This window comes from Anaerophaga thermohalophila str. Valhall, from assembly GCF_000250735.1.
Lineage (GTDB): Bacteria > Bacteroidota > Bacteroidia > Bacteroidales > Marinilabiliaceae > Anaerophaga > Anaerophaga thermohalophila_A.
Map to the genome: position 1 here is coordinate 1 of NZ_AHZV01000334.1, position 15896 is coordinate 15896.

Annotated in this window: 11 protein-coding genes; 8 read left to right on the forward strand and 3 right to left on the reverse strand. The window is 42.5% G+C overall.

Annotated elements, in window-relative coordinates:
- Positions 1–62 precede the first annotated feature (62 nt).
- The 5 genes from OQ5_RS0117150 to OQ5_RS0117165 are packed head-to-tail and all read left to right on the forward strand — an operon-like array spanning position 63 to position 3758.
- Positions 63–1412 (forward strand): Gfo/Idh/MocA family protein, encoded by a 1350-nt coding sequence (locus OQ5_RS0117150; protein WP_016778659.1) that lies wholly within the window; start codon positions 63–65, stop codon positions 1410–1412.
- A gap of 28 nt (positions 1413–1440) precedes the next feature.
- The gene (locus OQ5_RS0117155; RefSeq protein ID WP_255297611.1) at positions 1441–2271 is read left to right on the forward strand and encodes an FAD:protein FMN transferase; all 831 of its coding nucleotides are present in this window, start codon (positions 1441–1443) and stop codon (positions 2269–2271) included.
- Entirely contained in the window at positions 2232–2387 is a 156-nt protein-coding gene (locus OQ5_RS25000) for a twin-arginine translocation signal domain-containing protein (RefSeq protein ID WP_255297612.1), read from the forward strand. The genes OQ5_RS0117155 and OQ5_RS25000 overlap by 40 nt, the downstream gene beginning before the upstream one ends.
- A 29-nt stretch (positions 2388–2416) precedes the next feature.
- The gene (locus tag OQ5_RS0117160; protein WP_016778661.1) at positions 2417–3520 is read left to right on the forward strand and encodes a Gfo/Idh/MocA family protein; all 1104 of its coding nucleotides are present in this window, start codon (positions 2417–2419) and stop codon (positions 3518–3520) included.
- 1 nt (position 3521) lies between these two features.
- Positions 3522–3758 (forward strand): hypothetical protein, encoded by a 237-nt coding sequence (locus OQ5_RS0117165; protein ID WP_016778662.1) that lies wholly within the window; start codon positions 3522–3524, stop codon positions 3756–3758.
- A 32-nt stretch (positions 3759–3790) separates the two neighbouring features.
- Here OQ5_RS0117165 and OQ5_RS0117170 read toward each other — a convergent pair whose 3' ends face one another.
- Positions 3791–6295, reverse strand: a complete 2505-nt coding sequence (locus tag OQ5_RS0117170; protein WP_016778663.1) for a helix-turn-helix domain-containing protein — start codon at positions 6293–6295, stop codon at positions 3791–3793.
- 970 nt (positions 6296–7265) lie between these two features.
- Here OQ5_RS0117170 and OQ5_RS0117175 point away from each other — a divergent pair.
- Positions 7266–9428 (forward strand): S9 family peptidase, encoded by a 2163-nt coding sequence (locus OQ5_RS0117175; RefSeq protein WP_016778664.1) that lies wholly within the window; start codon positions 7266–7268, stop codon positions 9426–9428.
- A 107-nt stretch (positions 9429–9535) separates the two neighbouring features.
- Here OQ5_RS0117175 and OQ5_RS0117180 read toward each other — a convergent pair whose 3' ends face one another.
- Positions 9536–9901, reverse strand: coding sequence for a hypothetical protein (locus OQ5_RS0117180; protein WP_016778665.1), 366 nt, complete (start codon positions 9899–9901; stop codon positions 9536–9538).
- 884 nt (positions 9902–10785) lie between these two features.
- On the opposite strand from OQ5_RS0117180, the gene OQ5_RS0117185 reads away from it, so the two are divergent.
- Positions 10786–11604, forward strand: coding sequence for an SDR family oxidoreductase (locus OQ5_RS0117185; RefSeq protein ID WP_016778666.1), 819 nt, complete (start codon positions 10786–10788; stop codon positions 11602–11604).
- A 175-nt stretch (positions 11605–11779) separates the two neighbouring features.
- Positions 11780–12925 carry a metallophosphoesterase gene (locus tag OQ5_RS0117190; protein WP_100221954.1) on the forward strand — a complete coding sequence of 382 codons (1146 nt, stop codon included), beginning with the start codon at positions 11780–11782 and terminating at the stop codon, positions 12923–12925.
- 139 nt (positions 12926–13064) lie between these two features.
- On the opposite strand, the gene OQ5_RS0117195 is transcribed toward OQ5_RS0117190, so the two are convergent.
- Positions 13065–15395, reverse strand: coding sequence for a TonB-dependent receptor (locus OQ5_RS0117195; protein ID WP_255297613.1), 2331 nt, complete (start codon positions 15393–15395; stop codon positions 13065–13067).
- Positions 15396–15896: the final 501 nt, after the last annotated feature.

The window sequence follows — 15896 nt, forward strand, 5'->3', positions numbered from 1 at the left end:
CAGGTTAAATCTAAAAGTCTAACGATCTGTTGGAATTAAAGACCTCTCAAAAAAGTATCATTATGAGTAACAAGAAAAATACACGAAGGGAATTCCTGAAAAAATCAGCAATAGGAGCAGCAGGACTAACTTTTGCAGGCATGGGCATGACAGCCAGGAGCTATGCCTCGATAATGGGTGCCAATGACCGGCTGAATATTGCAATAATTGGACTGGGGCGAAGGCTGGGCGCATACATTCCGCCAATCGCAGCTGCCGAAAGTAATGTAAGACTGCTCTATTTATGTGACGTTATGCAAAGCCAGATGGTAAACGCAGGCAAACGATTTGCAAAAGTTCTTGATTACACCCCGAAACAGGAAGAAGATTTCTTTAAAGTCATTGATGATCCTAATGTAGATGCGGTGTTAATTGCCACTCCCGATCACTGGCATGCTCCGGGTACCTGGCTTGCCAATGCCGCCGGAAAACACGTCTATGTTGAAAAACCATGTACGCATAATCCGTATGAAGGTGAACTGCTGGTGAAATCGCGCGACCGGTATGGTAAAATAATCCAGATGGGAAATCAGCAACGCTCATCAGCAGAAACCATCGAAATTATCAATGAAATCCATAACGGGGTGATCGGGACACCATACCTGGCTAAAGCTTTCTATTCCAACGCCCGGGGACGAGTCGTGAATCCCACCGAAGCTCCGGTACCGGACGGACTGAACTGGGAGTTATGGCAGGGACCTGCACCGCGCAAAACCTACAAACACAACACATGGGATTACAACTGGCACTGGTATGGATGGGATTACGGAACAGCCGAAACCGGTAATAATGCCGTCCACGAGCTGGATGTTGCCCGATGGGCATTACAGGTTTCTTTTCCGGAAGAAGTAATTGTTGATTCGGGGAAATACCATTGGCCCGATGATGGCTGGACCATGTACGATACTATGGATGCAACTTTTCGCTTTCCCGGGAAAAAGGTTATAAAATGGGACGGCAAAAGCCGAAACGGACACAAAACGTATGATGGCGGCCGCGGAACCATTATCTATGGAACAGAGGGGAGCGTATGGGTTGACCGTGGCGGGTACAAACTTTTCGATCGTAGCGGTAACCTCCTCCGCGAAAGGCAATCGGGAAGCAGTGAAGGAGGCACACAACTTGGAGGCGGAGGCGACATGTCAACGGTGCATGTCCGGAATTTCTTCGAGGCCATACGCGGTAAAGAAAAGCAACGTTCTCCCATTGATGAAGGCGCCATAAGCACATTGTTAGGACATCTGGCAAACATATCTTCCCGAACCGGGGAAATACTTAAATGCAATCCGGAAAACGGACATATTACAAACAGCTATAAAGCAATGGCATTGTGGGAGCGCGAATATGAGAAAGGATGGGAACCAAAACTTTAAGCATCCATATCATAAATCTGCCTTCCTGATGAACACTGTCCTGGACATTGTTATCTGGGGCTGTGAAATGGAATATGCAGAAAATGCATCATCCGCCATTATCAACAAGATAAAGAGGCTTCAGGAAGTGCTTGACAGATATGATAGCAAAGCTGAAACTTACCAAATAAACCAGAAAGCATCACGAGGGACTGTTCCGGTCAGTCCCTTGCTGATGCATTTTATCCGGCTGGGCATCGACTATCTCAATCAGACTGATGGTTATTTCAACATTTTTGGTGGTAAAATTTACTCGTGCCTAAAAGAAAACAGTAGCGTAAACACACTTCAGCCCCCATTAGCCGCCCATACCGAAGAAATGATACAGATAAACGGAAGACACAACACAGTGCATTTTCTGACAGATAATGTATCACTTGATTTTGGAGGAATGGGAAAAGGAATTGCATTGGATGCAGCAGCCGGCATTCTTGAAAAGCAGGGAATAATCAATGCCTTTTTAAGCTTTGGAGGAAGCTCTGTTCTAACCAGGGGGCATCATCCGCACGGAGATTTCTGGCCTTTTGCTTTAAAATCGGGCAACAAGCAGGACGAAGTCTGGAAACTCACAGATACCGCCGTTTCGGTGAGCGAGGCGAAAACCGGCCAAAATAAACGCCCACACATTTGGAATGTAAAAGAAGAGATACCGGTATCATCAGACCGGATTTCATGTGTTCAGGCACAAACCGCTGCCGTTGCCGAAGTTTTATCAACGGCACTCATTGCAGCACCTGCCGAAAAACAAAAAAGTATCATTCAAAATTTTAAAGTAATACAATGGAGAGTATTCGATACCACTCACGAAGAGAGTTCTTGAAAAAACTGGCCATCTCAGGATCGGCAGCAACATTGGCTTCCATGCCCTGGCTTAATGCATTTGCCGACAATAATCCAACGCGTAAAATCCATCGGACAGGGTACGGCTTGCAGTAATTGGCACCGGCAGCAGAGGTCAACAATTGATGCGCTTCTTGTTGGATTTGACAGAAACAAAAGACATGGAAATTGTGGCTCTCTGCGATATTTACAGACCACATCTTAGTGAGGCGATAAAAATGTGCGACGCAAAAGGTATTAAGGTAAAACAATATTTACATTATGAGGATTTACTTTCAAGTGAAAAACCCGATGGGGTAATCATTGCGACCCCCCTCCATCAGCATGCACATATAACCATAGATTGTTTAAAAGCTGGCATCCATGTTTTTTGTGAGAAAGCCATGGCCAGGACTTTGGATGATACCAGGGCGATGTACGACGCTCATATCGAAACCGGAAGAATCCTTCAAATTGGTCATCAGCGTCTTTTCAACCCCGTTTATCTCGAAGGAATAAAACGCATTCACGACGGAAAACTCGGCCAATTAGGTCAGATTCGTGCGTACTGGCACCGAAATAACGATTGGCGACGTCCGGTTCCTGACAAAACCGAAAAAATGGAACGCTTCATCAACTGGCGATTGTATAAAGAATACTCGGCAGGACTACTCACAGAGCTGATGTCCCATCAGATACAGGTGGCCAACTGGGCCCTGGACAAAACGCCTGTTTCGGTCACAGGAACAGGAAGTATCGTATTCTGGAAAGACGGGCGTGAAGTTGATGACAACGTGGCGTTGATCTATTCTTACGATAACGGGGTTCAGTTCATTTATGGCTCAATGACGAGCAATAAAAAATATGGTCTTGAAGAACAGATCATGGGCCATAAGGGCACCATAGAATTTGAGACCAACCGGTATTATACCGAAACACCCCCTCCTGCCCCTGGCATCCTTCAATTACTGAACGATATTGAATCGGGGCTGTTTGAAAAGGTAAACATAGGAGGTGCAAGCTGGGTTCCTGAAACAGCTGTAAAATATAACGGAGAGCCCATCATTGAAAATACAGATTTTTACGATACAGGGTTACAACTTGAAGGATTTATCAGCCACGTAAGAGAAGGAAAAGCGCCCGAAAAACTCATCAGGGAAGGCTATAATGCAAGCATCTGGACCTTACTGGGAGAAAAAGCCATAGAGACAGGCGAAAAAATAACATTACCGGAAAAATATCAGATATAAGATGAAGAACATAATCATTACACCTGCACAGATCAAAAAAGAACTGTTCATCTGGCTTCTTTGCCTGATCGCCGGAACCGGACTTAACATTTATGCAATCATTTATTACGAAACCATGTGGAGCGAACTTTATACCCAGGCCGGATACGTCATCGCTTTGAGTTTTGTTATCTACCTTATTCTATGGGTATTCAGAGGATTATTCAGACTGATTCGATATCTGACTAAAAAATTTTAAAGTAGCCAGGCCTGGCCCTGGCCGGAGAGTCTTTACCGGTTAACCGGTTTCAAAACATCTTCATTCCTTGTAAACGCAACATGATTGATAATAAGTCTGAGCTCGTCCCATGAAACTTCATCACCGAAATGTTGTTTTATCCGGGTCAGGGTGTCTGCATGGTTCTCTTTAAGCCAGGCCTCAACTGCCTTTACTTTTTCGGAAGAAACAAACTGAAATACATTTACCTCCCCCTTGCGCACAAAATGGCTGATATGATTATATATGGTACCCCTGGTCAATTGTCGCTCTTTGGCAATCTCATCAATATTCTTTCCTTTTTTGAAAAGGTTAAACGTCACCTGTTTGGTATCAACCTTTTCTTTCTTCGGGGGAGGCGGAGGAATCTCATATATTTCTTTTTCGTCACCGGGCAAAGCAAGATTTTTCTCCTTACAATAATCAAGAACAATATCAAGTACTTCCCGCCCGTATTGTTCCAATTTGCTTTTCCCAAAACCGTGAATCTTTTTTAACGCCTTGAGTGAAGCGGGAAGTGTATCGGCTATATGACGCATCGATTTTACCTGAAGAATCATATAAACCGGGCGATTCGACTCATCCGCCTGTTCATCCCGCCAGCTTTTCAATCGTGCATATAATTCGGGGTGAGCAACTGAAGCACTTACAGATTTTTGCTTTGCGGCCGAACTTTTCGGTATTTTCCCATTCTCCAATAAACCTTTGGCTTTTGCTTCGAGATATTTCTTTACCGCAAATCCGTCCCTGCACCCGTCGAACGTGTACCGGCGAACCATTATTTCATCGCGCAGACGCTCGAAGGCCTGATTTAAAGTTTTTCGGACAGCTTTATTATCCGTTTCAATAGTGAATTTTTCAAAAGGATTAGCAAGGCCTTTTCCGGTCTGTTGATAAAACCACGCGCAGGCCTTCTTCAACCTGTCCTGTAAAAGACTTTCATTTCCCTTATTTCCTTTTTCATTAATGATTCGCTCCACCTGAGCAATAAACTTCTCTGCCACCGGTTTTAATTCCGATGTTACAAGTGTTTTCATTTTCCCGAGTTCAACGTGAAGTTCCTTTTCCACAGAACTTTTGTTTTCGTAAACTGCTCTCAGAGTATAGGATAACTGCCTTTCCAGAGACGTGAAGTCGAACATTTCCTTCAGAAGGGAGAAGCGGTAATTTCTTTTTGACTGCTCCAGTGCATCATCATCAGCAGGGTTTTCTTCCACGTTGCGGATAAAATTTTTCACTTCAGGATCTGTTTTCAGTGCTCTTACATCAAGAGGATTAGTCAAAACAAGCCCTTCGAGTGTTTTGCATCTACTCAGTGCAACATAAACCTGTCCGTGAGCAAAAGCAGCATTTGCATCTATTATAGCTTTTTCGAAGGTAAGCCCCTGGCTTTTATGAATAGTAATCGCCCAGGCAGTCTTCAGCGGATATTGCGTAAAAGTCCCTTCAACCTCTTCCCGAATTTCCCTGGTTTCTTCATCAATCTTATATTTGGTGTTATCCCAGCTGTCGGGCTTTACGGCAATTGCTTCCGGATCATCCGGACATTTTACGAAGATGGTTTCTTTTGAAAACCCTGTTACCTTCCCTATTTTACCATTGTAATACAGCTTATCCGGTGACGAATCATTCTTTACAAACATAACCTGAGCGCCTGTTTTTAGCACAAGTTCATAATCTGTCGGAAAATTGCTTTCGGGGAAATTCCCCTCAACAATCGCCGGAAATTTCCTTGGATTGCCGGCAAGCGCTTCGAGCCGGGCATTATTTATTCTACGGGATTGGTAATTGTGAGTAGTCAAAGTGATGTACCCTTCCAAATTGCCTTTCAGCACTTCCGGCCGGTGACATTTATTGAGTAAGTTCAAACCTCGTGTATCGAGCCGGTTGTCTCTTATTTTATTCAGCAGTTCAATAAATTGTTCGTCCTGTTGACGAAAAATGTGCTTCAGCTCAATGCTCACATAATCTGTCTTCTGTAAAGCATGACTTCCAAAGAAAAAAGCCGATTGATAATGCGGCCTCAGCAATTGCCATTCGTCCTCTTTCACAACCGGCGCGAGCTGCTGAAGATCACCAATCATCAGAAGCTGTACACCGCCAAATGGTTTGTTACTTTTTCGGAAGCGGCGTAAAACCTCATCGATACCGTCGAGAAGGTCTGCCCTGACCATACTCACTTCATCAATAATCAGTAAATCAAGTGTTCTGAGGATATCAATTTTTTGCCGGCTGTAGCGGTGAGGATGGCGTGCCTCCTGACCACTCCCTCCGGTTGATCCGGGCAATATTGGTCCAAAAGGAAGCTGAAAAAAAGAATGAATGGTCACCCCCCCTGCATTAATGGCAGCCACTCCGGTCGGAGCAACAACAACCATGCGTTTGGGAAGTTCTTTCTGCAAATTGTGAAGAAAAGTGGTTTTACCGGTCCCGGCTTTGCCTGTCAGAAAAACATTACGGTTGGTAAATTCCACAAATTCGCGGGCAAGTCGGAGTTCAGGGTTAGTTTGGAAAGTCATAACTGAGGTATTTATATTCTTAAAAGACGAACAACTCTTCGATATTTTTTTGAGCAGTTTTATTCATATCACGCCGTTAATGTTTTACAGATATCTGGTAATTAACTATTTAGTGTCTGTCCATAAGGTACCATTTGCTGTGTTACGCTCGCCGCCAAAATCCTCATTTACGATTAGTAAACTCCGGTTTTGGCGGCTTCGCAAGCCTTGCAAATGGCACTTTCTGAACAGACACACATATTGTGAAAATTTTTTCGAGTTTATGGACAAACACTATTTATATGACTCACAACACAAACCACAACTCTCTCACCCAAAATCCGCAAGCGATTGTTTAAAATTGCGATGTATTCGTTGCGGATTCTATTGATTCACTCAATCATCAAAAATAAAGGATTAGAGTTAATTTTTCAAAAATCATACGACAATACTACAATTTCCTTGCGGATTTTGTGTGATAATTTATCAGGCAAAAGAAAAAAACTCCCTATTTTTGTATATCTCATATACCCAACTTATCCCTCTCAAATACATTTTTCAATAATTCAACCAACAGCAAGTCCCGGGTTTGATCGGATTTTTAAAAAAAGTATAACCCCTTGCAGGAGGAGTTCGATCAGACCAATAATTTAGACTAATTTTACACTGATGAAACAAGCATGGCAGGGAATGACATAATAGATTGTCAGATTGTTAAGTGTTAGATTGTTAGATGAAGTTATAACTTAACATTCTAACAACTTAACAATTCTAACAGCCGGAACAACTTATACAGATGTAAAATGAAACGAGCATGACAAGGTTTGTCACAAGAAAACATGTATAAACCCAATCATGCGAGTTCCATCAAACCAATAAAGACTAATTTTATACTGATGAAACGAGCATGGCAAAGTTTGCCACAATAAGCAATATGTTTAAACGCTTACATACGAGTTCCATTAGGCCTTAAAAATCAAATTATATACTAATGAAAAAACACTTAGCCATTATAGTATCCGGCCTGGCAATAATAGCAGGCTGTACAGACAAAAATAAAACAGATATGCGTCCTGCTTTCAATCCTGAAAAAGTTCAAGTAGAAAATGGTATACTTACACCGGAAATATTGTGGTCATTTGGCAGAATTGGTAATGTTAAAATATCACCTGATCACAAAAAAATTCTCTACACCGTAACCTGGCCTGATATCGAAAAAAATTCTTTCAACACCGATCTTTTCGTGTCGAATATAGACGGCACGGACAAAAAGCGGATAGTTCCATCCTTCAAAAGAACATGGACACTCAGTATTTCGTTTGGAATAAAAAGGAAAGTATCGGTAGACAGAGAAAAAGAAAACTTCAGCATTTCAGATGTCAACTGGCGACCCGATGGAAAGAAGATCACTTTCATAAGTAATAAACCGGGAAGCAAACAATTGTTTGAAATGCTGCCCGACGGGAAAGAAGTCGTTCAAATAACAGACATCCCAGACGGTATTAAAGGGTACAAATACGCTCCAAATATGGAGCATCTGCTTTTCGTCAGGGATGTAAAACTGGATGAAACACCTGCCGAAAAGTATTCAGACTTACCAAAAATAAATGCACGTATAGAGGAAGACCTGATGTACAGGCATTGGGATCACTGGCACGATTACAAATACAGTCACATTTTTGTTACCTCTTATAAACCCGACAAATTAATTACGGATGCAACCGACATAATGGAAGGTGAACGCTATGACACTCCTCTTCAGCCATTTGGAGGTATGGAGCAAATAACCTGGACTCCCGACAGCCGGAAAATAGCTTATACCTGCAAGAAAATGAGCGGAAAAGAGTATGCGCTTTCTACCAACTCCGACATTTACCTTTACGATATAGATACAAAAACCACAAAAAACCTAACGGAAGGAATGCCAGGATACGACAAAAACCCGGTATTCTCTCCCGACGGATTGCGAATGGCATGGGAAAGTATGCCACGTGACGGGTATGAAGCCGACAAAAACCGGCTGATGATAAAAGACCTGGAAACAGGAAGAGTAATTGATTATACGGCAAATCTGGATCAGGACATACATAACCCCGTCTGGAACCTGATGGGAGATGCCCTCTTCTTTATCAGTAACCGCCATGCCACAGAGGACATCTACCGCATTAATCTGCCAGGCGGTGATATTCACAAAATCACTGAAGGTGTGCATAACTACACGTCAGTCATTCCGGCCGGTGGTCAACTTATCGCTACCAGAACGAGCATGAGCATGCCGACTGAAATTTTTGCTGTCAATCCCATAGATGGAACAGCTGCAAATATTTCGAAAGTCAACCAGCCCATTCTCAATAAACTTACTATGGGTGAAGTAGAGAAACGCTGGATTACAACCACCGACAATAAAAAAATGCTCACATGGATCATCTATCCTCCCAATTTTGATCCCGGCAAAAAATATCCGGCACTCTTGTATTGCCAGGGAGGGCCACAAAGCAGTGTCAGCCAGTTTTGGAGTTATCGGTGGAACTTCCAGATGATGGCTGCCAACGACTACATAGTTGTTGCCCCAAACCGGCGCGGCTTGCCTGGATTTGGTCGTGAATGGACAGAGCAGATCAGCGGGGATTATGGCGGGCAAAACCTGCAGGATTACCTCAGTGCTATAGACACACTTGCAAAAGAGCCTTTTGTTGATGAAGAAAACCTTGGAGCCGTTGGCGCAAGTTACGGCGGCTATTCTGTTTATTGGCTTGCAGGAAATCATGACAATCGCTTCAATGCCTTTATATCTCATTGTGGTGTGTTCAATCAGGATATGATGTATACAACCACGGAAGAAATGTTTTTCGTTAACTGGGATTTGGGTGGCCCTTACTGGGAAAAACCCGATAAAAGATATAATTTCTCTCCACACCTTTTTGTTGATAAATGGGACACTCCGATGCTGGTCATTCACGGCGGGAAAGATTTCAGAATCCCTTACACGCAGGGGATGGCTGCCTTCAATGCGGCACAATTGCGAGGCATACCCTCGAAATTCCTGTTTTTCCCCGAAGAAAACCACTGGGTACTTTCTCCTCAAAACGGAATTCTTTGGCAACGCGAATTCTTCGGATGGCTCGACAAATGGCTGAAGGAAGGGAAAAGCTAACTGAGATGATGAATTGGGTGAGTTGGTGAGCGATTGAACTGTTGAGATGAAGATGATGAACTGTTGACACTTTGCCATGCTCGTTTTATTAGCAAACAGCACAAAAACTACCGCTTTGTCGACAGTTCTTGTGCTGCCCGTATGCGACGCCGACCTACAACAACCATAAATACAATGGAAACAGCTTTCAGCAGAAATCCGCTCATCATAATCCAGTGCCCCAGATCGGTTCCGGGAATGGCACTCTTCAGATACCCACCGCCCCCTACCATTGCTATTCCGACGAACAACATAACAACGTAACGTCCGGCAGCCAGGGTGCCATTCAACAACCCGATAACCAGATAAGCTATTTTTAAACCAATTCCGGGAATAAGAATATAATGATACCATTCAAAACCGGTCAACCGGAGTCCTATCCCCAAAAAGACCAAAGCCAGACCTGTAAATAAAAGATATTTGTAATTCAACACAAGACCATTAAATTTAGATTCCGGGATTTTTATTTCCGGCAGTTCTTATCCAACAGAAAGATAAGATTATTGTTCGAATCTTGATTATTGAGTGTCTGTCCATAAAGTACCATTTGCTGTGTTACGCTCGCCTCCAAAATACTCATTTACGAGTAGTAAACTCCGTTTTTGGCGGCTTCGCAAGCCTTGCAACTGGCACTTTCTGAACAGACACACATATTGTAAAAATCTTTGCGAGTTTATACAATAGTCCGTTAAAAAAGCCTTAACGCAATGACGCAAAGTTTTTAATATGAAAGAGTCGCGACCTGTGTCATTAATTATGTAAACAATTAATTATCAGACATCTGTAAAAGTTTAACGGAGTATTGTTATAGACACGCACTATTTAAAGCATTCGATTCGTAATTCAATGGATTGGAAAAAAACTTACATTCTATTATAATAGTTTTCTTATCTTTATCATAACCTGAGAGTCACTCTCAAACAAAAATCACCCACATCCATAGCGAGTTTATTTTTTTTTTTGGAGCAGATGATTACTGACAGGCAACGTATCACACTGAAACTATATGAAACGAACATGAATCTTGGAGTGCCAAATTGTAAAAAAGACATGAACAAGATTGGATATTGCCGATCTTCGATTCATCGTGAGTTCCATGCCATAATAGGTCATTAGATATTTAGATTGTCAGGATTGTTAGATGATTTAATAACATATAACATTCTAACAACTTAACAATTTTAACAGCCGCGTAATAACTATTAAATGTAAGATGTAAGATGAAATGAACATAGACAGGGTTACCACAACAAGAACATGTATAACCTTCAATCATGCGAGTTCCATCAGACCAATAACTTAGACTAATTTTATACTGATGAAAAGCAGCACAATGCTAATAACCGGTGCTTCTTCGGGTATCGGAATGGAAACGGTTCGTTATTTTGCAAGACGCGGATGGAAAGTAGCCGCCACAATGAGAAATACATCTAACGCGGGAAACCTGATTAATATCCCAGGCGTTGCTGTATACAGGCTGGATGTTACACAACCCCACAATGTTGAAGAAACGATAAACAAAGCCTGGAATGACATGAACGGGATTGACGTCATTGTCAATAATGCCGGATACGGTGCCATAGGTATTCTCGAAGGGGCCAACGACGAACAAATCGTCAGGCAGATGGATACCAACTTTTTTGGAACATTAAGAATCATCAGAAACATACTACCCTTAATGCGAAAACGCGGGCGGGGCACAATCATAAACCTGTCATCCATTGCAGGCCGTATGGGGCTTCCTCTTTATTCGTTGTATCACTCCAGCAAATATGCTGTAGAAGGTTTTACCGAAAGCCTTTATTACGAAGCCCGCCCATTCAATATAAAAGTTCGCCTGATTGAACCTGGCCCCATTCGTACCGAATTTAACGGCCGCTCGAAAGATGAAATTATCCCTCCCGACGATGAAAGATACATCGCTATTTCACAAAAAGTCTCCCATTTCTATAATGCAACCTTTAAATATGCTGCTGAGCCCAAAGTTGTGGCAAGTACAATTTTCAGGGCAGCCAGATCAAAAGGAAACAGACTTCGCTATCCGGCAGGTTTCCAGGCCCACATGTTTCTTTTTTTCTACCGGATTATGCCACTGCCTGTTTTTCGACTTGTCACAAGATTGTTGATCAATATTTGACATTGGATGAGGGAATGAGGGGATGAGAGAATGAGGGCGTGAAGAAGTGAGAGATTATAGAATGTTCCCATCTCCTCGTCTAAATATCTAATAATCTAACACCGAATCGTCTGTTTTTTGAACAACTTTACCCTGCATCAGTTAAACTTTTTTCATGAAAACCCGTCAATTTATTATGTTTTTTGCTATAGTTCTCACAGTTCAGATACTGGTCAATTTATACCTGACCGTAAGAGGATATCAGGCTCTGGAAGCATATCCCAAAATCAGACCATGGTTCATTGTTTTCATGGTGGTAGCCACGTTTTCGTATTTGCTCGGCCGAACTTTGGAAAAAAGCATGTACAACCCGCTTACCGTTTCGCTTCACTGGCTGGGCGCATTTTGGTTTGCGGTGATGCTTTATGCCACACTCCAGGTTTTTGTCATCGATCTGGCCCGATTGGTGAACCTTGGCATTCCTTTTATTAAAAAAATTTCGGGGACAGATTACACAAAATTCAAATTCTTTACCGGGGTTGTGGTAGCAGGAATTACGTTTCTTATTGTTACAGCCGGACATATTAATGCCTGGTATCCGCGCATTGTCAACATCCCGCTAACCATTAATAAAAGCGGCGGAAACCTCGACAGTCTGAAAATTGTGGCTGTCAGCGATGTACATCTGGGGACAATCATAGGACCTCGAAAAACAGCCAAACTGGTGAATACCATCAACAGCCTTGAACCGGATATTATCCTGATGGCCGGGGATGTGCTCGATGAAGATGTAGGCCCGGTAATTCGTCAAAACCTGGGTGATTCATTGTGTAAACTGGAAGCGCCTATGGGTGTCTACGCCTGCACCGGCAACCACGAATACATCGGAGGGGGCGAACCCTCCATCCGTTATCTCGAACAACATGGAATAAAGGTATTGCGCGATACAAGTATCCTCATTGAAAATTCTTTCTATTTGATTGGAAGAGAAGACCGTCATACCAATTTCAGGTCAGACAAAAAACGAAAATCGGTGGATGAATTACTGGCAAAGGTTAACACTCAAAAACCTGTAATTCTTTTAGACCACCAGCCCTATAACCTTGAAGAGGTCGCCAATACCGGTGTCGATCTTCAAATATCAGGACATACTCATCACGGACAGATGTGGCCCTTTGGCTACATCACAAAACGAATCTACGAAGTAAGCCGGGGCTACAAACAAAAAGGGAACGCCCATTTTTATGTAAGTACGGGATTTGGCACCTGGGGCCCGCCGGTTCGTACGGGAAACAGACCCGAAGTAATGGTTTTTACCCTGAATTTTAACCCGGCTGAATAAAGCTCAATAGATCGTCAGATTTTTAGATATAAGTAATTTAGTCAGTAGTTTTTAGTCAGTAGTCAGTAGCCAGTAGTGTGAATTATAAACGCTAACATACCTCTCTGCGTTTAGGCTTTTTTTTACTGACTATTGGAGACTAAAACTCCATAATTATTCCAATTGTTGGTAATACGGTTCCCGAAGTGGTGCGCAACTCTTTCAGGGCATATCTCTGCTCCTCTTGGGGAGCTTCGGGGTTTTCAATAACCGGATCGCCGTTTTCATCGAGTTCTCGTATGAGTTTTGGCGCATCATCGTTCTTCTTGTTATAGACATTCTGAACATCAAAATAGACACCAAGAGAAAACTTCGGAAAAATCCAGGATTTGTCTATTCTCAGGTCCAGTTGATGAAACGGCTCCAGTCTTTTTTCATTAAAACGGCTGTAATCAAGATATTCCCGGCCGTTCAAATCCCAGGCAGCCACATTTTCAGACCGCTCCAAGTCGTAAGGTGTATAAGGTAACCCTCCGGCAAATCTCCATTTTAAACCAAAGTCCCAGTTTTTCTTAAATGATTTATTGAATGTTAGCGTAAACAAGTGACCTGCATCCCATGATGACGGCACATACTCTCCATTAACATCTGTAAATAAGCTGTTTACCCAGGTATATGCAAGTATATAACTATAGCCTTTGGCCGATTTTTGGCGCACCAGGAGCTCTGCACCATAGGTTTGACCATCAGAAGAGCTGGTAACTTCCTCATCGCCTAAAACACCATAGTCGGCCCCTTTGCTGGCCAATGCCACCGAATCGGTTATCGAAAAAGGATAATTACCGTAGTTTTTCAGAAAACCTTCCAGACTAACCCGGGTATAATTATTAGGACGCCACTCAACACCTCCCACAAAATGGTCGGCATAGATATAACTCAATCCGTTTTCTTTATTCACGAGCGTTCCCTGGTTGTTTCGAAACCCTATTGTTGTATAAGGAGGCAACTGGAAATATCTGCCCGTATTAAAATTCAGGCTGAAGGTTGGAGCTAATCTGTACGATAAAGTAAGGCGGGGACTGAACTGCTCCGGCAAATTATTCATATCGTCACTGAAACTATTGGCATCCATCCTAAGGCCAAATCGCACATCAAGTTTATCGTCGGCCAGGGTTCGCGAAACCGATCCAAAAATTCCATAACTATAAAAATCAACATCCGAATTGTAATTGATCTCGGTTGGAACACCTTCACGAAACACCCTGGTATAAGTGCGATTGTAATAGGATATCCTTTTAAGATTCAGACCTGCACGAATAGTGTATGCCCCCGGATTACTGTAAAGTTCGAACCTGAGCCTGTCCTGTATCTCATCGCTGACATAATCATTTAGCAATTTTGCAGGGTCATCTTCATCATTATCCTGATATTTGGAAATTACGTTATTCAAATGACTACGGCTTAGGGCAACTACAAAATAGTTTTGCTCCATGAAATGCTTAAAGCTTGCACCTATCGTATAATTCCACTGCTCGAACGAGGGCAGATATTCAAGAATATACCTGTTTTCCCCGGTAGGATCAGGAGACGGGTTGTATTTAAACTCATCAATGGCGCCAACGCCCAACAATAAAAGTTCATTTTTGGAGTCAAACCGGGTACGCGTACGAAACTGAAAATCGGTAAAAGTAGGTAAGAACGGCAATCCCAACTGGTCAAATAAAAACTGAAGGTATGATCTTCGTACTGAAAACAATCCTCCGGTCTTCTCACCGAGCGGTGTATTGGATGAAAGCGATAATTCAGAAGCACCAAGTGTAGCCTTAAAAGCCGGTTTTTCTTTATTGGCATCAATCTGTTTAAACTCGAATACAGAGCTCAAAGCATTCCCTCTGTCGGCAGGAAAGGCACTCGAATAAAAGTCTACTTCCCGGATAAAATCAACATTGAGTATCCCCACCGACCCCCCGGAGGCACCTTGTGTGGAAAAATGATTTAACACGGGAATTTCTATTCCATCCAGAAAAAAACGATTCTCAGAGGGTCCTCCTCCCCTCACAATCAAATCGTTTCGAAAAGAGACATTTGCGCCAACACCGGGAAAGCTCTGAAGCACTTTCGCAAGGTCGCGTGCTGCACCGGCACTTTTTTCAATCTGTTCAATTCCAATCCGCCGCAAAGAAACGGGTGTTTCTCCCCTGCGTACAAAAGCACCGGCACTAACTTTTACTTCGCCAAGCTCAGTGGTCTTTTGCTGCATAGTAATTTCAACATAGTTGGAACGAACAGCCGAAAGATTAATCTCTTCAGTAAGTTTTCTTTCGTAACCTACTGATGACAGTTGCAGCCGAATAAATCCGGGTTCAATATCTTCAAAAACAAATTCTCCCTTCTCATTGGTAGTTGTACCCCTGCCTGTACCTTCAATCACAATATTGACAAACGGAACGGGTTCGTTGGTATATGCATCTTTTACCAACCCACGCAACACTGCAGTTTGCCCGTATAAGGAAAAAATATTGGCAGTGATGAAAAATACTGTAAGATATATAGAAATATTCCTTGCACTTATTTGTTAAACTTTTAGGTTTAAATCATTAAACAACAATCTGAGAAAGATGTTTAATTCGTGACTGTCCATAAAGTGCCATTTACTGTGTTACGCTCGTCCGAAAATTAGTCATTTACGATGAATAAACTCAGTTTTTTCGGACTTCGCAAGCCTTGTAAATGACACTTTCTGAACAGACAAATGATAAGCAGGAAACTTTTCCTACTTTATAGACAGGTACTAAATTGTGTCTGTCTATAAAGCAGGAAAAACATCTTCTTACTTTATTGACGGGCGTTAATGGCTTTTCTTGTGGAGAAGATTTTATTAACTTAAACCCAAAATTTGACAAGCGGAAACAGGAAAACCGAATACACGGTGTACAAAGAACAAACATGAACATTAAAGGGAAATTAGCACCAGACAGAATCTTAGGGAGTT

Excerpts from the sequence above, each read along its gene's own strand:
- OQ5_RS0117150 (WP_016778659.1), top strand. The coding sequence starts at position 63 with ATGAGTAACAAGAAAAATACACGAAGGGAATTCCTGAAAAAATCAGCA.
- OQ5_RS0117155 (WP_255297611.1), top strand. The coding sequence starts at position 1,441 with ATGAACACTGTCCTGGACATTGTTATCTGGGGCTGTGAAATGGAATAT.
- OQ5_RS25000 (WP_255297612.1), top strand. The coding sequence starts at position 2,232 with ATGGAGAGTATTCGATACCACTCACGAAGAGAGTTCTTGAAAAAACTG.
- OQ5_RS0117160 (WP_016778661.1), top strand. The coding sequence starts at position 2,417 with ATGCGCTTCTTGTTGGATTTGACAGAAACAAAAGACATGGAAATTGTG.
- OQ5_RS0117165 (WP_016778662.1), top strand. The coding sequence starts at position 3,522 with ATGAAGAACATAATCATTACACCTGCACAGATCAAAAAAGAACTGTTC.
- OQ5_RS0117170 (WP_016778663.1), bottom strand. The coding sequence starts at position 6,295 with ATGACTTTCCAAACTAACCCTGAACTCCGACTTGCCCGCGAATTTGTG.
- OQ5_RS0117175 (WP_016778664.1), top strand. The coding sequence starts at position 7,266 with ATGAAAAAACACTTAGCCATTATAGTATCCGGCCTGGCAATAATAGCA.
- OQ5_RS0117185 (WP_016778666.1), top strand. The coding sequence starts at position 10,786 with ATGAAAAGCAGCACAATGCTAATAACCGGTGCTTCTTCGGGTATCGGA.
- OQ5_RS0117190 (WP_100221954.1), top strand. The coding sequence starts at position 11,780 with ATGTTTTTTGCTATAGTTCTCACAGTTCAGATACTGGTCAATTTATAC.